Annotated in this window: 24 protein-coding genes and 1 tRNA gene; 14 read left to right on the forward strand and 11 right to left on the reverse strand. The window is 67.8% G+C overall.

Features of this window, described 5'->3' with window-relative positions; all coding sequences use genetic code 11:
• Positions 1-25: 25 nt before the first annotated feature.
• On the forward strand, positions 26-952 hold the full coding sequence (lipA, locus tag G7B71_RS02730) for a lipoyl synthase (RefSeq protein WP_166037742.1): 927 nt from the start codon (positions 26-28) through the stop codon (positions 950-952).
• A 4-nt stretch (positions 953-956) separates the two neighbouring features.
• Positions 957-1,433: a type II toxin-antitoxin system RatA family toxin gene (locus G7B71_RS02735; RefSeq protein ID WP_166037636.1), complete on the forward strand. Its 477-nt coding sequence runs from the start codon at positions 957-959 to the stop codon at positions 1,431-1,433.
• Here the strand turns inward: G7B71_RS02735 and G7B71_RS02740 are convergent.
• On the reverse strand, positions 1,379-1,906 hold the full coding sequence (locus G7B71_RS02740; protein ID WP_166037638.1) for a CinA family protein: 528 nt from the start codon (positions 1,904-1,906) through the stop codon (positions 1,379-1,381). The genes G7B71_RS02735 and G7B71_RS02740 overlap by 55 nt on opposite strands.
• Positions 1,903-3,075, reverse strand: coding sequence for a bifunctional 2-C-methyl-D-erythritol 4-phosphate cytidylyltransferase/2-C-methyl-D-erythritol 2,4-cyclodiphosphate synthase (locus G7B71_RS02745; protein WP_243406067.1), 1,173 nt, complete (start codon positions 3,073-3,075; stop codon positions 1,903-1,905). The genes G7B71_RS02740 and G7B71_RS02745 overlap by 4 nt, the downstream gene beginning before the upstream one ends.
• Before the next feature lie 64 nt (positions 3,076-3,139).
• Between G7B71_RS02745 and dusB the strand changes: the two genes are divergently transcribed.
• The 5 genes from dusB (at position 3,140) to hflX (ending at position 9,928) form a co-directional block, all read left to right on the forward strand.
• Positions 3,140-4,138, forward strand: coding sequence for a tRNA dihydrouridine synthase DusB (gene dusB / locus G7B71_RS02750; RefSeq protein WP_166037640.1), 999 nt, complete (start codon positions 3,140-3,142; stop codon positions 4,136-4,138).
• Between the two features lie 173 nt (positions 4,139-4,311).
• A complete protein-coding gene (locus tag G7B71_RS02755; RefSeq protein WP_166037642.1) occupies positions 4,312-6,525 on the forward strand; it encodes an ATP-binding protein in 2,214 nt (737 codons plus the stop codon).
• 5 nt (positions 6,526-6,530) lie between these two features.
• Positions 6,531-7,919, forward strand: coding sequence for a sigma-54 dependent transcriptional regulator (locus G7B71_RS02760; RefSeq protein WP_166037644.1), 1,389 nt, complete (start codon positions 6,531-6,533; stop codon positions 7,917-7,919).
• A gap of 192 nt (positions 7,920-8,111) precedes the next feature.
• Positions 8,112-8,606, forward strand: a complete 495-nt coding sequence (gene hfq / locus G7B71_RS02765; RefSeq protein ID WP_166037647.1) for an RNA chaperone Hfq — start codon at positions 8,112-8,114, stop codon at positions 8,604-8,606.
• Positions 8,603-9,928: a GTPase HflX gene (hflX, locus tag G7B71_RS02770; protein ID WP_166037746.1), complete on the forward strand. Its 1,326-nt coding sequence runs from the start codon at positions 8,603-8,605 to the stop codon at positions 9,926-9,928. The genes hfq and hflX overlap by 4 nt, the downstream gene beginning before the upstream one ends.
• A 664-nt stretch (positions 9,929-10,592) precedes the next feature.
• Here hflX and mazG read toward each other — a convergent pair.
• From mazG to G7B71_RS02790, 4 genes are all read right to left on the reverse strand, one after another.
• Complete coding sequence (gene mazG / locus G7B71_RS02775; RefSeq protein ID WP_166037649.1) at positions 10,593-11,396, reverse strand: nucleoside triphosphate pyrophosphohydrolase; 804 nt, start codon at positions 11,394-11,396, stop codon at positions 10,593-10,595.
• A 56-nt stretch (positions 11,397-11,452) separates the two neighbouring features.
• Complete coding sequence (locus G7B71_RS02780) at positions 11,453-12,055, reverse strand: TIGR02281 family clan AA aspartic protease (protein ID WP_243406068.1); 603 nt, start codon at positions 12,053-12,055, stop codon at positions 11,453-11,455.
• Complete coding sequence (locus tag G7B71_RS02785) at positions 12,052-12,816, reverse strand: MBL fold metallo-hydrolase (protein ID WP_166037651.1); 765 nt, start codon at positions 12,814-12,816, stop codon at positions 12,052-12,054. Before G7B71_RS02785 ends, G7B71_RS02780 begins: the two co-directional genes overlap by 4 nt.
• A gap of 160 nt (positions 12,817-12,976) precedes the next feature.
• Entirely contained in the window at positions 12,977-13,753 is a 777-nt protein-coding gene (locus tag G7B71_RS02790; RefSeq protein WP_166037653.1) for a TatD family hydrolase, read from the reverse strand.
• Positions 13,754-13,993: 240 nt separating this feature from the next.
• Between G7B71_RS02790 and G7B71_RS15765 the strand changes: the two genes are divergently transcribed.
• Positions 13,994-14,743 (forward strand): L,D-transpeptidase family protein, encoded by a 750-nt coding sequence (locus G7B71_RS15765; RefSeq protein WP_166037655.1) that lies wholly within the window; start codon positions 13,994-13,996, stop codon positions 14,741-14,743.
• A 169-nt stretch (positions 14,744-14,912) separates the two neighbouring features.
• Here the strand turns inward: G7B71_RS15765 and metG are convergent, their stop codons facing one another.
• The 5 genes from metG to G7B71_RS02820 all read right to left on the reverse strand — a co-directional run bounded on the left by metG (position 14,913) and on the right by G7B71_RS02820 (position 20,558).
• Positions 14,913-16,463 (reverse strand): methionine--tRNA ligase, encoded by a 1,551-nt coding sequence (metG, locus tag G7B71_RS02800; RefSeq protein WP_166037657.1) that lies wholly within the window; start codon positions 16,461-16,463, stop codon positions 14,913-14,915.
• A 32-nt stretch (positions 16,464-16,495) separates the two neighbouring features.
• Positions 16,496-17,467, reverse strand: a complete 972-nt coding sequence (locus tag G7B71_RS02805; protein WP_166037659.1) for a DNA polymerase III subunit delta' — start codon at positions 17,465-17,467, stop codon at positions 16,496-16,498.
• The gene (gene tmk / locus G7B71_RS02810; protein WP_166037661.1) at positions 17,464-18,090 is read right to left on the reverse strand and encodes a dTMP kinase; all 627 of its coding nucleotides are present in this window, start codon (positions 18,088-18,090) and stop codon (positions 17,464-17,466) included. The genes G7B71_RS02805 and tmk overlap by 4 nt, the downstream gene beginning before the upstream one ends.
• Complete coding sequence (locus tag G7B71_RS02815; RefSeq protein ID WP_166037664.1) at positions 18,087-19,316, reverse strand: D-alanyl-D-alanine carboxypeptidase family protein; 1,230 nt, start codon at positions 19,314-19,316, stop codon at positions 18,087-18,089. The genes tmk and G7B71_RS02815 overlap by 4 nt, the downstream gene beginning before the upstream one ends.
• An 81-nt stretch (positions 19,317-19,397) precedes the next feature.
• A complete protein-coding gene (locus tag G7B71_RS02820; RefSeq protein WP_243406069.1) occupies positions 19,398-20,558 on the reverse strand; it encodes a lytic murein transglycosylase in 1,161 nt (386 codons plus the stop codon).
• Positions 20,559-20,651: 93 nt separating this feature from the next.
• On the opposite strand from G7B71_RS02820, the gene G7B71_RS02825 reads away from it, so the two are divergent.
• From G7B71_RS02825 to G7B71_RS02850, 6 genes are all read left to right on the forward strand, one after another.
• Positions 20,652-20,741: transfer RNA gene (locus tag G7B71_RS02825), tRNA-Ser, on the forward strand.
• 106 nt (positions 20,742-20,847) lie between these two features.
• On the forward strand, positions 20,848-22,098 hold the full coding sequence (locus G7B71_RS02830; protein WP_166037666.1) for a GTP cyclohydrolase II: 1,251 nt from the start codon (positions 20,848-20,850) through the stop codon (positions 22,096-22,098).
• A gap of 6 nt (positions 22,099-22,104) precedes the next feature.
• Positions 22,105-23,313 carry a DUF1688 family protein gene (locus G7B71_RS02835; protein WP_166037668.1) on the forward strand — a complete coding sequence of 403 codons (1,209 nt, stop codon included), beginning with the start codon at positions 22,105-22,107 and terminating at the stop codon, positions 23,311-23,313.
• Between the two features lie 2 nt (positions 23,314-23,315).
• Entirely contained in the window at positions 23,316-23,945 is a 630-nt protein-coding gene (upp, locus tag G7B71_RS02840) for a uracil phosphoribosyltransferase (RefSeq protein WP_166037670.1), read from the forward strand.
• Complete coding sequence (locus G7B71_RS02845; RefSeq protein WP_166037672.1) at positions 23,945-25,285, forward strand: MFS transporter; 1,341 nt, start codon at positions 23,945-23,947, stop codon at positions 25,283-25,285. Before upp ends, G7B71_RS02845 begins: the two co-directional genes overlap by 1 nt.
• An 85-nt stretch (positions 25,286-25,370) precedes the next feature.
• The gene (locus tag G7B71_RS02850; protein WP_166037674.1) at positions 25,371-25,607 is read left to right on the forward strand and encodes a hypothetical protein; all 237 of its coding nucleotides are present in this window, start codon (positions 25,371-25,373) and stop codon (positions 25,605-25,607) included.
• Positions 25,608-25,708 lie beyond the last annotated feature (101 nt).

A 25,708-nucleotide genomic window follows, 5' to 3' on the forward strand; every position in this document is an offset into this window, starting at 1 on the left:
GCGTCGCAGTCGCTATTTCGCCGCCATGAGCGAGGCCGACCCCATCATCCGCACACCCAAACAGCGCAAGCCCGACTGGATTCGGGTCAAGGCGCCGACCAGCAGAGGCTTTGCCGAGACGCGCAAGCTGATGCGGCGGCTGAACCTCGCGACGGTGTGCGAGGAAGCGGCCTGCCCGAATATCGGCGAGTGCTGGACCAAGAAGCACGCGACGGTGATGATCCTCGGCGACACCTGCACGCGGGCCTGCGCCTTCTGCAACGTCAAGACCGGCATGCCGCGCATGGTCGACCCGATGGAGCCTGAGAATGTCGCGGTCGCCGCGGCCGAGCTCGGGCTCAGTCACATCGTCATCACCTCGGTCGACCGGGACGACCTCCCGGACGGCGGCGCATCGCAGTTCGTGAAGGTGATCGAGGCGCTTCGCCGCAACACGCCGACCACCACGATCGAGATCCTCACGCCCGACTTCCGCAACAAGGCGCAGGCCGCGGTCGAGCGGATCGTCGAAGCGCGGCCCGACGTCTACAACCACAATCTCGAGACGGTGCCGAGGCTGTACCCGACCATTCGTCCGGGCGCGCGCTATTATGCCTCGCTGCGCCTGCTCGAGAACGTGAAGCGCCATGATCCGACCATCTTCACCAAGTCCGGCGTCATGGTCGGCCTCGGCGAGGAGCGGCTCGAAATCCACCAGGTGATGGACGACATGCGTTCGGCGGACATCGATTTCCTTACCATGGGCCAGTATCTCCAACCGACCCCGCGCCACGCCAAGGTCGCCGAGTTCGTCACTCCGCAGGCGTTCAAGGCCTATGGCGCCATCGCCCGCGCCAAGGGTTTCCTGCTCGTCGCCGCGTCGCCGCTGACCCGTTCCAGCTACCATGCCGGCGACGATTTCGAGCGCCTGCGCGCCGCTCGGGAGGCCAAGTTCGCGAAGGCGACGGCCTGACGCGATGCCCAAGCATACGGAAACCCGGAACCTGCCCTACACGCCGGAGCAGATGTTCGACATGGTCGCGGACGTCCGCCGCTATCCGGAATTCCTGCCCTGGACCGCGGCGGTGCGCATCCGCTCCGACAGCCCGACCGAGACGATCGCCGACCTCGCGGTCGGCTTCAAGGCGATCAAGGAGACCTTCACCAGCCGGGTCAAGAAGGAACGGCCCCAGTCGATCGAGATCGATTATATCGAGGGGCCGCTTAAGTATCTCCACAACAGCTGGAAGTTCAGCCCGGACGGGCAGGGCGGAACCAACATCGACTTCTGCGTCGACTTCGCCTTCAAGAGCCGGATGTTCGAGATGCTCGCCGGCCAAGTGTTCGACCGCGCGCTCAGGAAGATGATCGGCGCCTTTTGCGAGCGCGCCGAGCAGCTCTACGGGCCGGCCGCGCCCGGCATCAGCAGCTCGAGCGCGCAAAGCGCCGCTTGAAGCCGAACGCCGCCGCGGCCGAGGTCGCCGAAATCCTTGAGGTCGGCGACGACCTCGTCCGGGTCCGCGCCGCGGCGCGCCCTTGCGAACACGACGGTTCCCACCGGCTTCTTCTCCGAGCCGCCGCCGGGCCCCGCGATGCCGGTGATCGCCACCGCGACATCGGCGCCGGTCTTGGCCAGCGCCTGCTGCGCCATCGCCCAGGCGGTGGCGATCGACACCGCGCCGAATGTCTCGAGCACGTCCGAATTGACGCCGAGCAGGTCCTGCTTGGCCTCGTTCGAATAAGTGACGAAAGACGCCTCCAAGACCTCTGAACTTCCCGGGATTTCGGTCAGCGCCGCAGCGACGAGGCCGCCGGTGCAGCTCTCCGCCGTCGCGATGCGAAGGCCGGCAGCGCGGTTGGCGTCGACGACCTTGCGGGCCATGTCGACCAGCTCGCGGGGGAGGGTGAAGTCGCTTTTCTCGGTCATGGAATCTCGTTCGTGGATACAGTCGCGACGGCCTGCGCCGCGATGCCTTCGCCGCGGCCGGTGAAGCCCAGCCGCTCGGTCGTGGTCGCCTTGACGCTAACCCTGCCAGGGCCGAGCCGCAACAGATCGCCGATACGGGCGCGGATTGCCTCGCGATGTGGCCCGATCTTGGGCGCTTCGCAGATGATCGTGACGTCGACATGCTCGATCCGCCCGCCACTTTGCTCGACCAAAGTGCGGGCATATTCGAGGAAAAGCGAGGACGGGGCGCCGCGCCATTGCGGATCGCTCGGCGGGAAGTGGTCGCCGATGTCGCCCGCGGCGATTGCACCGAGCAGGGCGTCGGTCAGCGCGTGGAGAGCGACGTCGGCGTCGCTGTGGCCCTTGAGGGCTCGCCCATGCGGGATTCGGATGCCGCCGATCCACACATGGTCGCCCTCCTCGAAGGCGTGGACGTCGAAGCCCAAGCCGGTGCGGGTCGAACGGCGGGCGCCGAGCAGGGCCTCCGCACGCTCGAAATCCTCGGGTGTGGTCAACTTTAGATTGGTCTCGTCGCCCACGACGGTCGCCACTTCTATTCCCCCCTGCATCGCCAGCGCCGCGTCATCGGTGAACGCGCCGCCGGCAAAGCGCTCGTGAAGCGCGCGAATGGCCGCAAGATCGAAGCATTGCGGCGTCTGGACCCGGAGCAGCTCGGCGCGGTCCACTTCATCGACGAGCGTCGCCGAGCCTCGGCGCAGACTGTCGACCACGGGAAGGGCCGGAACGACGGCTGCGGCGCCTCCGTCGAGCGCGTCCAGGCAGCGATCGATCAATGACGCCGACACTAGCGGGCGGGCGGCGTCGTGGATGAGCACGATCGCGTCGTCCTCGCCGAGCGCCGCGAGACCCTTGGCCACCGAGTCCTGCCGGGTCGCGCCCCCCACGATCGGCGGCCCGAGCGCCAGCCCTGCCGACGCCGCTTCGTAGAGCGCGCGGTCGTCCTCATGGATCACCACCCGCACGTCGCTGACACGCGGGTGACGCAGGAAAGCGAGCAGCGTCCGCCGCAGCACCGGCACGCCGCCGAGCAGTCGGTATTGCTTGGACAAGCCCTCGCCGGCGCGCGCGCCGCGGCCGCCCGCGACGATCAGCGCGATCACTGGAGAAGGGGCAGGGGTCTCGTCCACGCGCCGCCCCTAGCCGAGCCCCGCCTTGCCCGCCAGCGGGTTAGCCACTATCTGGCGGCCTCCCATGACCCGGTTGAAGCCCATCCAGATCGGACCCGTGCGGGTCGAGACGCCAGTGATCCTGGCGCCGATGACGGGCGTCACCGACATGCCGTTCCGCCGCGTCGTCAAGCGCTACGGCGCTGGCCTCACCGTCACCGAGATGATCGCCAGCCAGGCGGCGATCCGCGAAACCCGCCAGTCGCTTCAGAAGATGGAATGGTGCCCGAGCGAGGATCCGGTGTCGATGCAGCTCGCCGGCTGCTCGCCCAAGGAGATGGCCGACGCCGCCCGGCTCAACGAGGACCGCGGCGCCGCGATCATCGACATCAACATGGGCTGCCCGGTCAAGAAGGTGGTCAACGGCGACGCCGGCTCGGCGCTGATGCGCGACCTGCCGCTCGCCGCGTCGCTTATCGAGGCGACGGTCAAGGCGGTGAAGGTGCCGGTCACCGTTAAGATGCGCATGGGCTGGGACCACTCCAGCCTCAACGCGCCGGAGCTCGCCCGAATCGCCGAGGATCTCGGTGCTCAGATGATCACGGTGCACGGCCGCACCCGCTGCCAGATGTATAAGGGCGAGGCCGACTGGAGCTTCATCCGTTCCGTCAAGGAGGCGGTGAAGCTGCCGGTCATCGCCAATGGCGACATCTGCTCGATCGAGGATGCCGAGAAGGCGCTCGACCAGTCCGGCGCCGACGGCGTGATGATCGGCCGCGGCGCCTATGGCCGTCCGTGGCTGCTCAAGCAGGTGATGCACTGGGCGCAGACCGGCCAGCGACTCGCCGACCCGAGCCTCGACGAGCAGCTGGCGGTGATCCTGGAGCAATATGAGGCGATGCTGGAGCTTTACGGTCCGGCCATCGGCGTCAATTGCGCCCGCAAGCATATCGGCTGGTACACGCGCGGCCTCTACAACTCGGCCGAGTTCCGCAACGAGTTCAACAAGGTCCTCGACCCCAACCAGGCGAAGGCGATGCTGCGCGACTTCTACGCGCCCTGGCTGAGCAAGGCCGCGGCCTGAAGGCCCAATCCTGCACATCGCGCGACGAAGACGGCGCAATGTGTGTTCTTTGCGCCACAGTCCTGTGCTAGAGCCACCGCGTGGACGTAGCGCAGGGCATGATCGAGCATGAGCGGGAAGGTGCTCCCAGGCAGGAAAGCGGCCGGCTAGCCGGCCCTCGTCCGGCGTGGCTAATGCCCGCGCTCGAGATCGGCGGGCTGATCGTCCTGATCGCCACGGCCACGATCAGCTACCTCGTGATCTCGGGACGGGCCTCGCCCGACAAGTGGCTAGACCCGCCCATCGTTGCTGCCCTGCTGGTGGCCAATCTCGTCCCTGCGATGGCGATCATGGTGCTGTTCGCCCGCCGGATCGCCAAGCGCCGCGCCGCAAGGCTGGGCCTGGGCGAGGGGCGGCTGCACGTCCGCCTCGTCGTATTGTTCTCCATCATCGCCGCCATCCCGACGCTGCTTGTCGTCGTGTTCGCATCGGTCCTGTTCCAAAGCAGCCAGGAATTCTGGTTCTCCGATCGTTGGCGCGGCAGCGTCGAGAGCGCGGTCGAACTCACTCAACAGGCATATCGCGGGGAGGTCACTCGGGTCGAAAGCGAAGCGGTGACGATGGCGACCGATCTCGTCGGGGCGCTACAGATCGTCGAATATGACGATCCCCAGTTCGTCACCTTCTTCAGCACCCAGCTCCTCGACCGGAACCTGTCGGAAGGCATTTTGCTGAGGTACACGCCGGACACCGGCATCCAGACATTCGTGATCATCAACCCCTATCAACGCGACCTCGAGAGGACGCTTGATCAGGCGGTGATCTCCCAGCTCCGCGAGCCGCTTCAGGCCACGACGATACAAGAGCAGAATAGAATCGGGGTTCTGGTTCGCTTCCCCGGCAACCAGAATTTCTATCTCTACGCGGCGCGCGTCTATGGCGAGAATGCCGGTCTCGTTCCACAGAACGCTCAGGACGAGGCCAGCATCCGCTTCGAGTCGATCATGCTGGATCAGCTCCGCCGCGGCGACACCCTGCGCCGCGATTTCGAAGCGCTGACCAACGAGGCGAGAGCACTGCAATTCCGGTTCAACGCGGCAATCCTCGCGGTCTCGATCCTGATCGTGGCAATCGCCATCTGGGTTGCGCTCAAGCTGGCGGACCGCCTGGTCCGACCGGTCGGGGCGCTGGTCGGCGCCGCCCGGCGCATCAGCGCTGGAGACCTCGCCGCGCGGGTCCCGCAGACCGGAGCCGACGACGAGCTGAGGACGCTGGGCGAGGCGTTCAACACCATGACCGAGCAGCTCGAGGAGCAGACCGGGGCGCTGGTGACCGCCAACCAGCAGTTGGACAGCCGCCGCGCATTCATGGAAGCGGTGCTTGCCGGAGTCACCGCCGGCGTCGTATCGATTGATCAGGAACGCATCATTCGCCTGGCCAATCCCACCGCCGAGGCGTTGCTTCGCACCAGCGGTCTAAGCCCAGTCGGTCAGAAACTCGTCGAAGTGGCGCCCGAGCTCGACCAACTCCTCTCCGACACTGAGGCCGAGAATATCGTGCAGTTCGCCAGCCGCGGCGAGCCGCGGACGCTCGCCGTGAAGACCGTCGCGGTGGAGGGCGGCCATGTGCTCACCTTCGACGACATCACCGAGCAGCTGATCGACCAGCGCCGCGCCGCCTGGTCGGACGTCGCCCGGCGCATCGCGCACGAGATCAAGAATCCGCTGACCCCGATCCAGCTCGCCGCCGAGCGGCTTCAGCGGCGCTACGGCGCGGAAGTGACGTCTGACGCCGCGACCTTCGAGCGGCTGACCGGGACCATCGTCCGCCAGGTCGGCGACCTCCGCCGCATGGTCGACGAATTCTCGTCCTTCGCGCGGATGCCCAAGCCGGTGTTCAAGGCCGAGGCGGTGACCGACATCGCGCGCCAGGCCCTGTTCCTTCACGAGGTCGCCCATCCCGGCATTGCATTCAGCCTCGACGCTCCGGAGCCGTCGCCGATGCTCGTCTGCGACCGCCGTCATCTCGGGCAGGCACTGACCAATATCGTCAAGAACGGCGTCGAGGCGATCGAGCAGAAGAATGAGGAGGACTCGGCAGGCGGCGGCGATCGAGTCGCGATGCGCGTCAGCCAGGACGGCCCCCGGCTTGTTATCGAGGTCGAGGATAGTGGCGTCGGCCTCCCAGCCGACCGCGGCCGAATCACCGAGCCCTACATGACGACTCGGGCCAAGGGCACCGGCCTCGGCCTCGCCATCGTCAACAAGATCGTCGAAGAGCATTTCGGGCAGATCGAGTTCGCCGATGCGCCCGGTGGCGGCACGTTGGTCCGCCTCATCTTCGATGTCGAGACGCTCGCCCGCGTCGGCGGCGCCCGCAACATGGAAGAACATTCAGTCAATGGTTGAACCCAATGTCGCTTGATATTCTCATCGTCGACGACGAGCAGGACATTCGCGAGCTCGTCTCGGGCGTGCTGGAGGACGAGGGTTATACGACCCGAACGGCCGCCAACAGCCAGAGCGCTCTTCAGGCGCTCGCCGAGCGGCGGCCGTCGCTGGCGCTGCTCGACGTGTGGCTTCAGGGCTCCAAGCTCGACGGCCTTCAGCTCCTCCAGGAGATCAAACGGCGCGATCCGACCCTGCCGGTGCTGATGATCTCCGGCCACGGCAATCTCGACACCGCGGTCGCGGCGATCCGCCAAGGCGCGGTCGACTTCATCGAGAAGCCGTTCGAGGCCGGGCATCTCGTCCACCTCGTCCACCGCGCCACCGAGACCGAGCGGCTTCGGCGCGAGAATGAGAGCCTGAGGCAGCAGGTCGGCCAGGAGATGGAGCTGACCGGCTCGTCGACCGCGCTCAACCAGGTTCGAGCAACGCTGAAGCGGGTCGCCGCGACCGGAAGCCGGGTGTTGATCACCGGCCCCGCCGGAGTCGGCAAGGAAGTGGCGGCGCGGCTTCTGCACAATTGGAGCCCGCGCACCCGCGGCCCGTTCGTCGTCGTCGGCGCCGCCCAGATGACCCCGGAGCGAGTCGAGGAGGAGCTGTTCGGAGTGGAGGAGGGCGGCGAGCTCGTCCGCCCCGGCCTGCTCGAGCAGGCGCATGGCGGCACCCTCTACGTCGACGAGGTCGCCGACATGCCGGCCTCGACCCAGGGCAAGATCCTGCGCGTGCTGACCGACCAGAGCTTCTCGCGGGTCGGCGGCCAGCGCATCGTCAAGGTCGACATGCGGGTCGTCTCGTCGACCGCGCGCAACCTCCAGGACGAGATCGCCGCCGGGCGCTTCCGCGAGGACCTCTATTACCGCCTCAACGTGGTTCCGGTGCACGTGCCGGCGCTGGCCGAGCGGCGCGAGGACATCCCCGAGCTGGTCACCCGCTTTGCCGCGCGGTTCGCGGCCGAGCGACGGGTGGGGACGCCCAACATCTCGGCCGACGCGCTCGCGGCGCTCCAGGCCTTTGACTGGCCGGGCAACGTCCGCCAGCTCAGGAACGTGATCGAGCGGACGGTGATCCTCGCGCCGGGCGAGCGCATCGGCTGCATCGAGATCGACATGCTGCCGCCCGAGATCCTCAGCGACCAGGCGCAGCTGACCCCGAGCGAGGCGGTCAAGGCGATCATGGGCACGCCGCTGCGCGAGGCGCGCGAGACGTTCGAGCGCGAATATCTTCGCGTCCAGATCCGACGCTTCTCCGGCAACATCTCGCGCACCGCGACCTTCATCGGCATGGAGCGCTCGGCATTGCACCGGAAATTGAAGGCCTTGGGCCTCGGGGAGACGCGCGGCGAGAGCGACGAGTAGAGCGGTTGCGAGGCAGATGGGCACCGGCCGGCCCGGCAAGCGCGACCACAAGGAATCTGGAGCGGTTCCGCGAATGTGGAACCGTTCCAGCGCCGGGCTGCAATTTGCCGCGGGATCGCCTATAGCGGGCGCAAATTCGCCACTCGGGTGAACAACAGAAGCTCATAAGAAGCCGATCGGGGAGTGCGGGACATGGCCGACAAGGTCAACAATCTGCAGGACATGTTCCTGAACACGCTGCGGCGGTCGAAAACGCCGGTGACGATGTTCCTGGTCAAGGGCGTCAAGCTTCAGGGGATCATCACCTGGTTCGACAATTTCTCGGTGCTCCTGCGCCGCGACGGCCAGGCCCAGCTCATCTACAAGCATGCCATCTCGACGGTGATGCCGGCCCAGCCGATCGACCTCTCCGACATCCAGAAGGCGTTCGACGAGCAGGTCGAGAAGAAGAAGCCGACCCTGCTCCAGGAGGTGTTCCTCGCCGCGGTGCGCCGCTCGGGGGAGCCGGTGACGATGTTCCTCGTTAATGGCGTCATGCTGCAAGGCGAGATCGCGGCCTTCGACCTGTTCTGCATGCTGCTCCAGCGCGACGGCATGTCCCAGCTGGTCTACAAGCACGCCATCTCGACGGTGCAGCCGGAACATCCGGTGAGCCTGATCGAGCAGGCCGAGGAGCCTGACGCCTGAGCGTTTTCAACCGCGACGAAGCGGACGTCGCCCGCGGAGCACCAGCACTGATCGCCTTGCCCGAGCTCGGCGCCGGCAAGAGCCGCGACACCGACGCGCGGCTGGAGGAGGCGGCGGGCCTCGCCGAGGCGATCGGGATCGACGTGCGCGAGAAGCGCGCGTTCAAGATCCGAAGCCCCCGGCCCAAGACGCTGTTCGGCCAGGGCCAGGTCGACGCGATCGCCGAGGCGATGCGCCAGTCCGAAGCCGAGCTGCTGATCGTCGACGGCACGGTGACCCCGATCCAGCAGAAGAACCTGGAGGACGCCACCAAGGCCAAGGTCATCGACCGAACCGGCCTCATCCTCGAGATCTTCGGCGAGCGCGCGGCAACCGCGGAAGGGCGGCTCCAGGTCGAGCTCGCCCATCTCGACTATCAGCAGGGCCGGCTGGTGCGGTCATGGACCCACCTCGAGCGGCAGAGGGGCGGCTTCGGCTTTCTCGGCGGCCCGGGCGAAACCCAGATCGAGGCCGACCGTCGGCTGATCCGCGACCGCATGGCGAAGCTTCGCCGCGAGCTGGAGGCGGTGACCCGTACCCGTTCGCTTCACCGGTCGCGCCGGCAGAAGGCGCCGTGGCCGGTGATCGCCCTGGTCGGCTACACCAATGCCGGCAAGTCGACCCTGTTCAACCGGCTGACCCGGTCCGAGGTGTTCGCCGAGAATCTGCTGTTCGCGACTCTCGACCCGACCATGCGCGAGATCGCGCTGCCCGGCCTCCCCAAGGCGATCCTGTCCGACACGGTCGGCTTCATCTCCGATCTTCCGACCCAGCTCGTCGCGGCGTTCCGGGCCACGCTCGAGGAAGTGCTCGCGGCCGACATCATCGTCCATGTCCGCGACATCTCCCACCCCGACAGCGACGCCCAGCGCGAGGATGTCGAGCGGGTGCTCAAGGAGCTCGGACTGCTCGGCGGCCTAGACAGCGACGACGCCGATGAAGGCGAGGGCCGCACGGGGATGATCGAGGCGTGGAACAAGATCGACCTGCTCGGCTCCGAGGAAGCCGCCAGCATCCGCGCCGAAGCGGAGCGCCGCGAGAACGTCGTGGTGCTGTCGGCGCTGAGCGGGGAAGGGGTGGACGACCTCCTCGCCTGCGCCGCCGCGCATCTGCGCAAGGACGCCCGCCTCCAGGAAGTGACGCTCGGCGCCGGCGACGGCGAGGCGATCGCCTGGCTCCACCAGCATGGCGAGGTCCTCCACCAGGAAAGCGAAGGCCTCGAGACCCGCCTGCTTGTCAGGATCGCCCCGGCGGAATGGGAGCGTTTCCAGTCGCGACGGTGACGAAAGGTCACACGAAAGTCACACCAAGCGCGTGCATCCCGATCGCCGGAAGCTGGCATAGTTTACAGGGTCGAGGGCTTTTCCGAGCGTCCGCTTGCGACCCATTGCGGACATTCAAGCGAGTCGTCATGGTTCCCCTTAACAACGAGGCGAGCACCGGGTGAGCTTCTTGCTGTGGGACTTGCTGGCGGACGGTGAGCCGCGCTTCGACAACCCCTTCTCAATCACCACGTGGAACTGGCGGGCAATCGTGGAGGCTACGCCGCTCACAAGTTCTCCCAGACGAGCGGGCAAAAAGCTTGCACGAGAAGTGGAGCGATACTGGCGACCCTATCGGCCTTACCAAATCCGAATCTTGGCTGGTAGCACGCGCGCTTCGAGACCAGGTGAGCACTTCCCTCGCTGCGGGGGAAAGACTGCTACTGAACGGCGACACAACCTTCCGGCCGGACGATTTTGTTATCCACCAAGGTGACGACGCTCACAAAAACTACAGCACGGATCGTGACGAGATCGAACGGTTCGCTACCTTTTGTGAGAGCTGCAACGGGTTCCAGATTTGGACGCAAAGGCGGACGGCTAAGCTTCTGTGTTCTACGACTTCAAAGAGTGAGCGCCTATCGCTACCTTGGAACATTAGCAGAACATCATTGGAAATGCAAGGCTATTCTGCCGCGGCAAGCTGCCTCTTGGCGCGCCGCCACAGGTCCTCATAGTCGTCGAGGCTGAGGTCGCGCAGCGGGCGGTCGGCCATTTGCTCGACGAGGCGGTAGCGGGTTTCGAAGCGCTGGGTGGCGCGGGCGAGGGCGGCTTCGGAGTCGAGGCCGTAATGGCGGGCGAGGTTGACGACCGAGAAGAGGAGGTCGCCGATCTCGGCTTCGCGCTCGGCCGGGGTCTCGGCGGCGTCGATCTCGGCGAGCTCCTCGTCGATCTTCTCGCGGGGGCCGGCGGCGTCGGCCCAGTCGAAGCCCTGGCGCGCGGCGCGATTCTGGATCTTCTCGGCGCGGCGCAGCGCCGGCAGAGCGAGGGCGACTCCGTCGAGGACGCTTTCGTGATTGGCTTTATCGCGCTCGGCGGCCTTCAAGGCCTCCCAGTCGGGGCGCTCGGTCTCGCCGCCGAAGATGTGCGGGTGGCGGCGGACCATCTTGTCGCAGATGGCGCGGATGACGTCATGAATGGCGAAGGCGCCGCGCTCCTCGGCCATGCGGGCATGGTAGACGACCTGGAGCTGGAGATCGCCGAGCTCGTCCTTGAGGGCGGCCATGTCGTCGCGGGCGATGGCGTCGGCGACTTCGTAGGCTTCCTCGATCGTGTAGGGCGCGATCGTCTCGAAATTCTGGACGATGTCCCATTCGCAGCCGCTCTCGGGATCGCGAAGGCGCGCCATGATCGCGACGAGATCGTCGAGGGCGCCGATCGCCCGGGCTTCGTCGCTGCGTTCGGAGGCGGGTGTGAGGGAAGTCGCCATGGATCAGGCCGTCTCCGTAAGTGCGATAATATACATTATGTAAAATGCCGGTGCGGTTACGAGCGCAGCACCAGCGTTCGCCCTTCCACGCCCCAGCTGCTCAGCGACGACAGGAAATTCATGCCGAGCACGTTCATGTCGCCAAACGCCTCGGAGATGTGGACCGCGACATTCTCGCGCTCGATGTCGCCGATGCTGATCGTGTCGGCGCGGCCGCGATCGACGCGAACGGTGCCATTGGCGGTGCGCACGATGGCCGGAAAACCCCGGCTCGGCGCGATGCCGACGCGGCGGGCGGTGCCGTGCGAGATGCTGGTGGTGGTCGCGCCGCTATCGACGAGGAAGCGGACGCGCTCGCCATTGACCTCGGCATTGACCCAGAAATGGCCGTCGGCGGCGAGGCGGATGCGGGTCTCGCCCGGAGCGGACTGCTCGACCTCGCCGCCGCGCGCCGCGAGCAGAAGGCGGTCGCCCAGCGCCGCGAAGTCGCCGCGGAAGGTGAAAATCACGAAGCCGGCGGCGAAGATCAGCACCCAGGCCGCAAACATCTTGAGCGCGGTGCCCATCGGCACCCGGCGCACGGCGAGCGCGCTGCCGACGAGGACCAGCACGCCGACCAGGTACAGAACGTGGATCGCCTGATCCCCACCCTCATTCACAGCGCGATCTCCATGCCGTCGAAGCCAGGTTCTACATGGGGAGGAAGTTCGCGCAGCAAAGAGCGGTAGTCCATGCTGTTGTCCATATGGGTGAGGACGGCGTGGGCCGGCTTGAGCTGCTCGATATAGGACAGCGTTCGCTCGAGATGGCTGTGGGTCGGGTGCGGCCGGGCCCTCAGCGCATCGACGATCCACAGGTCGACGCCTTCGAACAGCTTGGCCATCTCGTCAGTCAACTCGTTGAAATCGGTTGAATATCCGATGCTCTTGCCATTCTGTTCGAAGCGCAGGCCGGTGCTTGTGATATTGCCGTGAGGCTGCTCGACGGCGCTGACGGCGACCGGGCCGATTTCGAGGCCGTCGCTGAGCAGATTGGGCTCGGCGCTGGCCGGGTAGCCCCATTTGCCTTCGAAGACATAGTCGAAGCGCTTGGTGAGGCTGCGCAACGTGCGCTCGCCGGCATAGCCTGCAACGGGCGAACCACGATTGTGGAAGATCTGCCTGAGATCGTCGATGCCGTGGCAGTGATCGGCATGCTCGTGGGTCCAGATCACCGCGTCGATGTCGCCCACGCCGGCGTCGAGCAGCTGGGCGCGCATGTCCGGCGTGGTGTCGACAAGGATGTTGGTGTCATCCGCGCCGACGAGGATCGAGACGCGGCTTCGGCGGTTGCGCGGCTCGTCGGGGTCGACGCTGCCCCAGTCGTTGCCGATGCGCGGCACGCCGGTCGAGGTGCCGCAGCCGAGGATCCGGACCTTCACAGCCCCCTCTCCTCCCTGTCGACGAAGGCGATGGGGAGGGGGACCATGCGCAGCATGGTGGAGGGGCTATTTCGCGCCCCGCCCCTCCACCACCGCCTCCGGCGGCGGTCCCCCTCCCCATGAGCTTCGCTCACAGGGAGGATTGGAGGAGCCCCTTCCCTCACCGCTTCGCCTTGGTGAAGAGGCGGTAGAAGTTGGCGGTGGTGGTTTCGGCGAGCTGTTCGACGGTTTCGCCGCGCAAGGTTGCGAGAAAGCGGGCGGTGTCGGCGACATAAGCGGGCTCGCAGGTGCGGCCGCGGTGGGGGACCGGGGCGAGGAAGGGCGAGTCGGTCTCGATGAGAAGGCGGCCGGCGGGGAGGTCCTTGGCGGTGGCCTGGAGATCCTCGGCCTTCTTAAAGGTGACGATCCCGGAGATCGAGATGGTGAGGCCGAGGTCGAGAACCTTGGCGGCGAAGTCGCGGCTCGCGGTGAAGCAGTGGATAAGGGCGGGATAGGCGCCCTTCCCCATCTCGTCGGCGAGGATGGCGTAAGTGTCGTCCTCGGCATCGCGGGTGTGGACGATGAGCGGAAGCCCGGTCTCGCGGGCCGCGGCGATGTGGGCGCGGAAGCTCTGACGCTGCCGGTCGCGGTCGGACTTGTCGTAATAATAATCGAGGCCGCTCTCGCCGATTCCGATCACCTTGGGGTGGGCCGCCCTGGCGACCAGCGTCCCGGTCTCGACATCGGGATGGAGATCCGCCTCGTGCGGGTGGATCCCGACCGACGCCATGACGTCATCCTCGCGCTCGGCGGTGGCGATGACGGCGTCCCACTCGCTCGAGCGGGTCGAGATGTTGAGCATGGCGCTGACGCCGGCGGCGCGGGCGCGGGCGAGCACCGCCGGCTGCTCCTCGACGAGACCGGCATAATTGAGGTGGCAGTGGCTATCGACGAACATGGTTCGCCAGATAGGCGCGGCGGCCGGGATGCGAAAGCCGCTCGTTCGTCCCGGCCGCGCCCGGCGGATCGGCCAAAGCGGCGGCGCGCGCGACGAATTCGTCGCGGCCTCGCGCGTTCGTCGCGCCGGGCAGCGCCCTCGCCGGTCCGACGCAGCTTCGTGAGGCTCGGTCGCCGGAGAGTCCGTGGCGCCTCAAGCGCATGGCATCCCAGTCTCGCAATTCAGGAGAACGAGGGGACCATGTCGACCACATCCAGCAAGATCTTCCGGGGCACGATTGTCGCGCTGCTGCTCTGCGCGGCGCCGGTCGCCTCGGCGGTCGGGCAGGAAGCCGGGGCGCCCGACGCCGCGGCGATCCGCCCGGTCATCGTCCAGACCGCGAGCGTCGCCAGCGAGGCGGCGGTTCCGCAGCCGACCATCCTCGAGGCCGCCGGCGACAGCGTCATCGGCCATGCCGAGACGGTCAGCGCCGAGATCGAGGAGGCCAATGCGCTCGAGGCCGAGGCCGAGGACCTTCGCCCGGGCCAGTTCCTGTGGCGGCCCGAGCGCGCGGAGAGCGGCGAGGTCGAGGTCGTCGTCAGCATCGAGCGGCAGATGGCCTATGTCTATCGCGCCGGCACGCTGATCGGCGTGTCGACGGTGTCGACCGGGCGGCGCGGCCACAGCACGCCGACCGGTAGCTTCACCATCCTTCAGAAGAACCGGCGCCACTTTTCGAACCTCTACAACAACGCGCCGATGCCCAACATGCAGCGGCTGACCTGGGGCGGGATCGCGCTCCATGCCGGCCACCTGCCCGGCTATCCGGCGAGCCATGGCTGCGTGCGGCTGCCGATGGAGTTCTCGCGGCTGCTGTTCAACACGACGAGCATGGGCGGCCGAGTCCACATCATCGCCGACACGCCGCCCAGCGCGGCCGGAGCGCTCGCCTTCGCCACCGGCGAGGCTCCGCGGCGCCGCGGAATCAGCCTGGCCAGCGCCGCGCGCTGACGAGGAGCTTCGCGGACGCCGGGGGGAAGCGGGCGGTTTCGCCCGGCTGGCGGCCGCGCTAAGGGCCCGGGGCGGGACAGCTTCCCCCTCCCCGGGCCCTTTTTTCATGCGGATCCGACCAGCCGCGCCGAGCGATCCGGCGTCATTCGGGCGAGGACCGGCGGCTCGTTCAGCCCTCGGCGCCGAGGTCGAGGCGCGGGAACAGCGGCGACGGCGGCGACAGCGTGAAGCTCGCCGGTTCGGCGATCGCCGCGAGGCTGCGGTTCTCCGCTGGAATGCCGAGCTGGTCGAGCAGCTTCGCCGCGGAGCCGGGGATGACCGGCTGGATCGCGATGGCGAGCATCCGGATCGCCTCGACGAGGGTGACGAGCACCGCGTTCATGCGCTCGGGATCGGTCTTGCGCAGCGCCCACGGCGCCTGGACGTCGATATATTGGTTGCAGGCGAAGACCGCGCGAAGCCACGCCTCGATGCCTTGGCTCAGCGCCAGCGCCTCCATATGCGCCGGCATCTCCTCGGTGAGGGCGGTGCGGACGAGATCGAGCAGCTCGCCGTCGGCGGGGTCGCCCTTCCCTTCCTCCGGAAGCGCGCCGCCCAGATTCTTGGCGATGAACGACAAGGTGCGCTGGGCGAGATTGCCGAAGCTGTTGGCGAGGTCGGCGTTGACCCGGGTGACGATCGCCTCGGCGCTGTAGCTGCCGTCCTGGCCGAAGCTGACCTCGCGAAGCAGGAAATAGCGCAGTGCGTCGACACCGTAGCGGTCGGCGAGATCGAGCGGGTCGGTCACGTTGCCGGCCGACTTCGACTCCTTGACGCCGCGGTTGAGGATGAAGCCGTGGGCGAAGACCTGGCGCGGCAGCTCGATGCCGGCGGACATAAGGAAGGCCGGCCAGTAGACGGTGTGGAAGCGCGTGATGTCCTTGCCGATGATGTGCAGATTCGCCGGCCAGAACTTGCGGTAAGTCTCTGAATCCGTGTCGGGATAGCCGACGCCGGTGATGTAGTTGGTGAGCGCGTCGACCCACACGTACATGACGTGGTCGGGGCTTCCCGGCACCTTCACGCCCCAGTCGAAGCTGGTCCGCGAGATGGACAGGTCGGACAAGCCGCCCTCGACGAAGCGGAGGATCTCGTTGCGGCGCGTCTCCGGGCGGATGAAGTCGGGCCGCTCCTCGTAGAGACGAAGAAGCTTGTCCTGATAGGCCGACAGGCGGAAGAACCAGGTCTCCTCGACCGTCCATTCGACCGGCGTGCCCTGCGGCGACAGTCTGGTGCCGGCGTCGGGGCCCTCGTCGACGGTCTTGAGCTCGTCCTCGTCGTAAAAGGCCTCGTCGCGGACTGAGTACCAGCCCTCGTAGCGGCCGAGATAGAGGTCGCCGCGGTCGGCCATCGCCTGCCAGATCGCCTGGCTGGAACGGTGGTGATCCTCTTCGGTCGTGCGGATGAAGCGATCGAACGAAATGTTCAGTCGCTCGTCCATCTCCCTGAAATAGCCGGACATCTCGGTCGCGAGCTCGGCCGGGGTGATGCCCCGGTCGCGGGCGGTCTGAGCCATCTTCAGGCCATGCTCGTCGGTGCCGGTCAGGAAGAAGACGTCGCGGCCCTTGAGGCGCTGGAAGCGCGCGATGGCGTCGGTCGCGATCGCCTCATAGGCGTGGCCGATATGCGGCCGCCCGTTGGGGTAGTTGATCGCCGTGGTGATGTAGAAGGGGTCGCCCATGCCGGGGGTCTTTAGAGCGCGGCCTGTGCCGATCAAGCCTTGGCGGCGAGGCCGGCGATGAGGCCGCCCATCTCGAAGGCGGTCGCCTGGGCGTCGAGCGACTGGCGCACCGCAATCGTCGACACGTCGTTGGCCTGCTCCCAGAGCTTCAGCGCCTCGGCCAGCGCCGGGCCGCGGCGCTTGCGCGCCTCGCCGGCGATGAAGGACGGCGCTCGGGCGAGGAAGGCCTCGTAGCGCGGCTGGGCGGCCTTGAGCGCGAGGCTCTGGGCGAGCGCCGCGCGATGCTCGTTGGTGGGATCGCCGCCCTGCGCGATCGCGCGCATCGCGGAGTCGAGCTTGTCGACGTCGAGGCCCTGATAGGCCAGCGCTCGGCCGGGCGCGCCGCCCGCCGCCTCGGCGAGCCCGGCGATCTCGCGCGGAGTCGCGTCGGTGAGGATCGTGCGAAGCGCGGCGTCCATGTCGCGCTGGCCGAGCGGGCCGAGGCGCAGGGTGCGGCAGCGCGAGCGGATCGTCGGCAGAAGCCGCTCGGGCGCGTGGCTCACCAGCAGGAACAGGCTGTGGGGCGGCGGCTCCTCGAGGCTCTTCAGCAGCGCATTGGCGCCGGACGGCTCGAGGTCGTCGACCGAGTCGATCAGGACGACTCGCCACGGCGACAGCGACGAGGTGGTCGCGAACAGCCGGCTGAGCCCCCTCACCTGAGCGACGGTGATCGAGCGGGCGAGCTCGGTGCCGCTGTCCTTGGGCAGCCGCTCGAGGGTCATGAAATCGGGATGGCTGCCGGCGGCCATCAGCTTCGCGGCGGGATGATCGTCGGGGACGTCGAGGCCCGGGCGCGGCACAGGGCCGGCGCCCTGGGCGAGAACCCGAAGCGCCGCCTTGCGGGCAAAGGTCGCCTTGCCGATGCCGCGCGGGCCGGTGATCAGCCAGGCATGGTGGAGCCGGCCGCTTTCGAGCGCGGTCCGGAACATCGCGACCGCCTCGTCATGGCCGTAGAGATCGGTCACAGCAGGTCCTCGAGCGCGGCGACGAGGCGCGCGGTGACGTCATCCTCGCTTCCGCTCGCCTCGATCAGCCGGAAACGGTCGGGATCGGCGGCGGCGAGCTCTTCGAACGCGCGGTTGATGGCGTCATGATAGGCCTGGTCGCGGGCGCCGAAGCGATCGGGATTGGCGCCGTCGCGGCGGCTGGTGCGCTTCGCCGCCTCCTCGTTGGGCACGTGGAGGAGCAAGGTGCGGTCGGGCAAAAAGCCGCCGCTGCCGACGTCATGGAGGGCACGGATTCGGTCCTCCCCTACTCCGCCGACCATGCCCTGATAGGAGAGCGAGCTGTCGAGGAAGCGGTCGCACAGCACCCACTGCCCCGCCTCGAGCGCGGGCTTTATCGTGCGCAGGACATGGTCGGAGCGCGCGGCGGCGAACAGCAGGGCCTCGGCCTCCGCGCTCCAGCGGTCGACCGCGCCGGAAAGCAGCAGGGTGCGGATCGCCTCGGCGCCGGGGCTTCCGCCGGGCTCGCGGGTCTCGATGACGTCAAGACCGCGCGTCCTAAGCGCCGCCGCGAGGCGCCTGCCCTGCGTCGACTTGCCGACCCCTTCCCCACCCTCGAGCGTGATGAAGCGGCCGCGAGTCATCCCATGCCGAGGATATGCTTGAGGCCCGCCCACATGCGGCCGAAGAAGCCGGCCTCCTCGACCGCCGCCTCGGCGACGAGCGGCATGGTCATGGTCGGCACGCCATCCGCCTGAACGACGAGATCGGCGATATGCTGGCCCTGGGCGATCGGGGCCCTGACCGGGCCATTATAGACGATCGAGGCGCGCAGGTTGCGGCCGAGACCGGCGGGAATGGTCGCGGCGAGGTTGCGCGGCGCGACCAGGCCGACGCTGTCCTCACTGCCGAGCTGGACCCGGGCCTCGCCGACGCGCGCGCCCTGCTGGAACAGCGGGCGCGCCTGCCACGCGCGGAAGCCCCAGTCCATGAAGCGCACCGCCTCGGCCGAGCGGCCGTTGAAGCTGTCGAGGCCGGCGATGACCATGACCAGGCGGCGGCCATTCTGCTCGGCCGAGCCGGTGAAGCCGTAGCCGGCCTCCTCGGTATGGCCGGTCTTGAGGCCGTCCGCGCCGGCGACTCGGCCGAGCAGCGGATTGCGGTTGCCCTGGGTGATCGCCTGGCCGGACCCCATGGTGCGGCCCCAGGTGAACTCGGTCTGGCCGTAGAAGCGGCGGTAGAGCTGGGGATGGTCGCGGATCGTCGACACGGCGAGCGTGGCGAGGTCCTGGGCGGTGGTGTAGGTGACTCCGCCGTCGGGCCAGCCGACCGGATTGCCCCAATGCGAGTTGCGCAGCCCGAGCGCCTGGGCCTGCCGGTTCATCAGGTCGACGAAGCCCGCCTCGGTGCCGCTGATGCATTCGGCGAGGACGACGCTGGCGTCGTTGCCCGACAGGGTCACGATGCCGTGGAGCAAATTCTCGACGCTGACCTGCTCCCCCGCCGACAGGAACATGGTCGAGCCCGCGGCAGGACCGTGCCAGCGCTGCCACGTCTCCGGCCGCACCGTGCACATGCGGTTGAGCTGAAGCTCGCCCTTGTCGATGAGGTCGAAGGCGACATGGGTGGTCATCATCTTCGCCATCGACGCCGGCGGCATGCGCCGCTCGGCATCGCGGGCGAACAGGACGGCGCCCGACGACAGGTCGACCATATAGGCGACCGGGGCGCTCGTCGGCCCCTGCGCCGCGGCCGGCGCAGGCGCCTGACCTTGGGCCTGGGCGGGTGCCTGAGCGGTCGGCGCCTGGGCGCTGGCGGCGATGGCGAGGAGCGGGACGGACGCGGCGGATACGAGCAGTCGGAGCTTCATCGAGACGGCATCACCAGGACAAAGGAGGGGTCCCCTCTCCTGCCGGGAAGCGCCGCCTGCGACAAGGCGGAAACCTGCGATTTAGCGCGAAATGCGGTCGGCCAGCAGTGCGACGGTGAGGCCGTAGAAGTTCGAGCAATTGTAATCGAGGATGACCCGGTAGTTCTGCGTCAGCAGGTAAGCGGGCGCGCCGGGACCGTCGGGCTCGAGCAAGGAGGCCATCTCGGTGTCGGCGATGCGGGCCGAGCCGGTCGGGACGACTCCGAGGCGGCGCCATTCGGCCATGCTCAGCCAGCGGCTGTGACGGTCGAACACGCGGGCGCAACGCGGCGCGCGCAGATTGTTGCGCACCGCGGCGCGGTCGAAGCCGGCCGGAACCCGCGCCTCGACGCCCCACGGCACGTTCGGCCTCCAGCCGGCGTTGCTGAGGTAATTGGCGATCGAGGCGAGCGCGTCGATATGGCTGTTCCAGATGTCGGCGCGGCCGTCGCCGTCGCCGTCGACTCCGAGGCGGATATAGACCGAGGGGAGGAATTGCGACTGACCGGTGGCGCCGGCCCAGCTGCCCTTCAGGGTCGAGCGCGAGAAGCCGCGCTCGGCCATCTTCAAAGTGGCGACGAACTCGGTGGTGAACAGATCGCGGCGGCGGCCGTCATAAGCGAGGCTGGCGAGGCTGTTCAAAAGGTCGAAATCGCCCATGATCCGGCCGAACGACGTCTCCTTGCCCCAGATCGCGACGACGACCGAGGGATCGACTCCGTAGCGCTGGCGGATGACGTTCAATGCACCGATATTGTCGGCGTAGCGGCTGCGCCCCTGGGCGACGAGCGACGGGGTGACGTGGCGCGCGAGATAGGGCGCGAACGGCGGGCTCGCAGTGCCCGGCGCGCCGCCCGGCTGCTGGCGGTCGAGCTGCACGGTACGCGGCGAGAAGGCAAGGGTCGGGAAGATTCGGTCGATCGTCTCGGGGCGGACGCCCTCGGCGAGCGCGGCCTGGCGTAGACGCGGCAGATAGGCCCGGAAGCCGTCGTCGCTCAATCCGCTGACCTGGATCGCCGTGGTCGAGGCGGCGGTCACGGTGGCCGCGAGGGCCGGCACCGCCGCCGGTCGAGGACCGCTTGCAACCGCGGCCGGAACGCTGCGGCCGACCAGCATGGCGGACCGCACGCCCTGGGCCTGATCGGCGGCGCCGCCGCCGATGGTGAAGCTGGCAAGCAGGAAGGACAGGGTATTCAGCAGCATTCACTCACCTCTTCCCGGGACTATGTCACGGACTGGTTGTTCCATGAAAGACTTGACATGGCCCTTCGCTGAATGCGTTGCGCCAGAACGGACGGATGGGTGGCCGAGTGGTTTAAGGCAGCGGTCTTGAAAACCGCCGTGGGTGCAAGCCCACCGTGGGTTCGAATCCCACCCCATCCGCCAACCTCCTGATTCTTTTGTGAAATAGCAGACTAGCGGGGAACCGCGCGCTACCGTAACCTCCCTGTAGTGGACGGCCCATGAGAGGCCGCCGGCGGGGGAATGCGGGATGGCGGAAGGGAATCGCGGTCACATCAGGCTCACGTCGCACCCGGGGTCGCGGGGGCCGGCGCGCTTCCCGCTTCGCTGGGGCGCGGAGAGCGCGGCCGAGCGCGGGCCGGTGATCGCGACGGTCAATGCCGGCGCGGACCGCAACGCGATCGGCGCTCATGGCGGCTCCTATTCGATCTACCGCGCGCTCGCGATCTCGTCCGGGGCGATGGACCCGCAGGCGCGGCCCGATCTCAACGACACTTCGCCGGTGTGCGAGATCGGCCCGCACCCGCAATGGGCCGATCCGGGCAAGATCGTCTCGCTCGACCCCTGGGGCCACCGCGTCGCGCACGATTTCGCCGAGCTGATCACGCAAGGCGTCGACCTTCGCCCGTCGATCGCGATCACCAAGGCGCGGCTGACCCTGCACGAGATCAAGGAGGCTATCACCGCCGGGCGGCTCGCGGTCGACGGCGACATCGTCCACGAGGCCGGCGACGTGTCGGTCACCAAGATCGCGGTCGATCCGGTGTGGTGGCTGCCGGGCGTGGCCGAGCGGTTCGGGGTCAAGGAGGGCGACCTTCGCCGCTGCCTGTTCGAGCAGACCGGCGGCATGTATCCGGAACTGGTCACGCGCCCGGACCTCAGCGTGTTCCTGCCGCCGATCGGGGGCATGACGCTCTATATTTTCGGCGACCCGGAGGCGTTGGGCGAGAAGAAGCTCACCTGCCGCGTCCATGACGAGTGCAACGGCTCCGACGTGTTCGGCTCCGACATCTGCACCTGCCGGCCCTATCTCACCCACGGCATCGAGGAAGCGACGCGGGCGGCGCAGGACGGCGGGGTCGGCCTCATCGTCTACAACCGCAAGGAAGGCCGAGCGCTCGGCGAAGTGACGAAATTCCTCGTCTACAACGCCCGCAAGCGTCAGCCCGGCGGCGACCAGGCGGCGACCTATTTCGAGCGGACCGAATGCGTCGCCGGAGTTCAGGACGCGCGCTTCCAGCAGCTGATGCCCGACGTCATCCACTGGCTCGGGATCAGCCGCATCGACCGCTTTGTGTCGATGTCGAACATGAAATATGACGCGTTGGTCGGCGGCGGGATCGATATCGGCGAGCGAGTCCCGATCCCCGCCGAGCTGGTGCCCCCCGACGCCAGCGTCGAGATGGAAGCGAAGAAGGCCGCGGGCTATTTCACGCCCGAGGGCGCGCCGAGCGAGGAGGCGCTCAAGAAGGTGGTCGGCCGCGACCTCGGGAAATTCTGACGTCACATGACCCACGACCATGAAGCGCTTCGCCGCTTGCTGAGTGCGGCGGCGGTCCGCGAGCGGGGGCACGAGATGCTGGAGCTCGCCCTCGACGGCAAGGTCGACGGCTGGCGGGTGGATCCGTCGCGGCTCGGCGACGCCGCCGAGCTCACCGTCGAGGTGACCCGCCAGAGCTATCCGGAGCTCGACATCCCGTTTCACGCGCGCTGGCGTCACTTCATCGCCGGCGATCCGCAGCTGCCGCCAAGCGACGAGCGGGCGGCGCGGGCGCGGGCGGCGTTCGACCTCGTCATCCTGTCGGTGCTGCTCGACGCGGGCGCGGGGCCGGACTGGCGGTACCGGGACCGCGGCCTCACCTATTCGCGGTCCGAGGGGCTGGCGGTGGCGAGCCAGCGCATGTTCGAGGCCGGCGCCTTTTCCGCGGAAGCCGCCTCCCCGCTCCGCGCCGACGGAGGCGCGCTCGCCGACCTCCAGGCGGCGTCTCTTGCGGCCGGCTTCCAGGTCGATGACGTCAATCCGCTGGTCGGCCTCGACGGGCGCGCGGCGCTGATCCGGCGGCTCGGCGCCCAGGTCTTGGCCCGACCGGATCTGTTTGCGGCCGAAGGCGCGGCGCGGCCTGGCGGACTTTATGACGTTCTGGCGTCACGCGCCGCGGGCGGGAGGCTTCCGGCGGCGGCGATCCTCCAGCTTCTGCTCGAGGCGCTGGGGCCGATCTGGCAAGACCGGCTTGTCTTGGACGGAGTCGCGCTCGGCGACTGCTGGCGGCATCCGGCGATGCGACGCGATGACGTCACCGATGGTCTCGTGCCGCTCCACAAGCTGTCGCAATGGCTGGCTTATTCGCTGATCGAGCCGTTGCAGGACGCGGGCATCGAGGTCGTGGACATCGACGGGCTCACCGGCCTCGCTGAATATCGCAACGGCGGCCTGTTCGTTGACACCGGCGTGCTACAGCTCACCGATCCAAGCGACGCCGAACGCGCGCATCATGTCTCGGATCCGCTCATCGTCGCCTGGCGCGCGATGACCGTGGCCCTGCTCGACCGGATGGCGCCGCAGGTGCGCGATCTGCTCGGCGTCAAGGAAGCGGATTTTCCTTTGGCGCGCATGCTCGAGGGCGGCAGCTGGGCCGCGGGCCGGCGAATCGCCAAGCAGCGCCGCGCCGACGGCGGACCCCCTTTCCACATCATCAGCGACGGGACGGTGTTTTGACGATGGACGGCCTCACGATCGTGTCGCACCCGCTGGTGCAGCACAAGCTCACCAAGCTGCGCGCCGCGGACACGCCGACATCGGTGTTCCGCGCCCTCGTCCGCGAGATCGCCACGCTGCTCTGCTACGAGGTCACGCGAGATCTGCCGACCGAGCTGGCGCGGGTGCGGACACCGATCGCCGAGACCGACGCGCCGGTCATCGCCGGCAAGAAGCTGGTGTTCGCACCGATTCTGAGGGCCGGCCTGCAAATGGCTGAAGGCATGCTCGATCTCGTGCCGTCGGCACGCGTCGCTCATATCGGCCTGTACCGCGACCCGACGTCGCTCCAGGCGGTCGAATATTATTTCAAGACGCCCGAGGATTGCGCCGAGCGCCTGGTCATCGTCGTCGATCCGATGCTCGCCACCGGCCACACCGCCATCGCCGCGGTCGACCGGCTGAAGGAAGCGGGCGTGTGCGACATGCGCTTCGTGTGCATGCTCGCGGCCCGACCGGGCGTGGAGGCGCTGCGCGCCGCCCACCCCGACGTGCCGATCTGGGCGGCGGGCATGGACGAACAGCTCAATGACCACGGCTATATCGTTCCGGGGCTGGGCGACGCCGGCGACCGCATGTACGGGACGCGGTGATGAAGCACGAAGAACTGGCCGACCTGCCCTATCTGCGCAAGGTCGTTGGCGCGTCGATGGCCGGGACGGTCGTCGAATGGTACGAATTCTTCCTCTACGGCACCGCCGCGACCTTGGTGTTCGGGACCCTCTTCTTCCCGGCCACCGGCAACCCGCTAGACGGCATCATCGCCGCGTTCGCGACCTACGCGGTCGGGTTCATCGCGCGGCCGCTCGGCGGCATCGTGTTCGGCCATATCGGCGACAAGGTCGGCCGCAAGTCGCTGCTCCAGTTCAGCCTCGTGCTGATCGGCGCTTCGACCTTCCTGATGGGCTGCCTGCCGAGCTTCGCGACGATCGGCTATTGGGCCCCTGCCCTGCTCGTCCTGCTGCGCTTCATCCAGGGCTTCGCCCTAGGCGGCGAATGGGGCGGCGCCATCCTCCTCGTCACCGAGCACAGCCCCAACCGCAGCCGCGGCTTCTGGGGCAGCTTTCCACAGGCCGCGGTGCCGATCGGCAACCTGCTCGCCACCATCGTGCTTCTGACCCTGTCGGCGACGCTGACCGAAGAGGCGTTCATGAGCTGGGGATGGCGCGTCGGCTTCTGGCTGTCCGTCGTAATCGTGGTGATCGGCTATTACATCCGCACCCAGATCAGCGATTCGCCGATCTTCAAGGCGGCCAAGGAAGAGATCGAGAGCAAAGCCGACGCCGGCTACGGCCTCGTCGAGGTGTTCCGCCGCTATCCGCGCGGCGTGTTCACCGCGATGGGCCTGAGGTTCGGAGAGAACATTCTCTATTACATGGTGGTCACCTTCTCGATCACCTATCTCGCCCATGTCGGCGTCGACTCGACGCGGATCCTGACCCTGCTGTTCCTCGGCCACATCCTGCACGTGATGACGATCCCGCTGGTCGGGCGGGCGAGCGACCGGTTCGGGCGCAAGCCGGTCTACATCCTCGGCGCTGCGGCGACGATGGCGTGGCCGTTCATCGCCTTCCCCATGTTCGGCAGCGGCGACACCGTCACCATCCTCGCCGCGATCATGCTCGGCCTCGTCGTCCACGCGTTGATGTACGCGCCGCAGCCGGCGATCATGACCGAGATGTTCCCGACCCGGGTGCGCTATTCGGGCGTGTCGCTGGGCTATCAGGTCACCGCGATCGTCGCCGGCTCGTGGGCGCCTCTGATCGGCGCCTGGCTGCTGCGCGAATATGACGCGTGGCAGCCGATCGCCTTCTACATCCTCGCCGCCGGAGCGGTCAGCCTGATCTCCGCGCTGATCATGCGCGAGAGCAAGGGCACGTCGCTGGTGGCGATCGACGAGGCCGACCGGGCGCGGCTGGCGGCGATACCGTAATCGCCACAGTCGATCAGTTCGCGCGGAACCCTCCTGTGAATCGATCATTCAACTGGCAATGAGCCAGACCAGCCAGGATTCGCGCGTGCGCAGATATTTCTTCGATCTCTGCGAGAATGGCGACTTCTTCCCCGACCGCGAGGGCTGCGAATGCCCCGACGCGAGCAAGGCCTATGAGGTCGCCCGCGAGAAGGTTCGCCGGGTGTTCCGCCGGCGCCTGCGCGAGGGCCGGGTGCCGGTCGGCGGCTATGTCAGCGTCCGCCTCGACTGCGGCGAGCGGCTGATGTTCGTGCCCTATCGCGACGTGCTCGCCGCGTCCTGATCCGCAATCGTAAAGCAGACCTGATCACCCGCAATGGTTGATTGGCCGCCCATGTGGCTATAGCCTCCCGAGCCTTCGGGGGGGGCGACTATGCGATTGAT

It is taken from the genome of Sphingosinicella sp. YJ22 (assembly GCF_011320075.1).
Taxonomy (GTDB): domain Bacteria; phylum Pseudomonadota; class Alphaproteobacteria; order Sphingomonadales; family Sphingomonadaceae; genus Allosphingosinicella.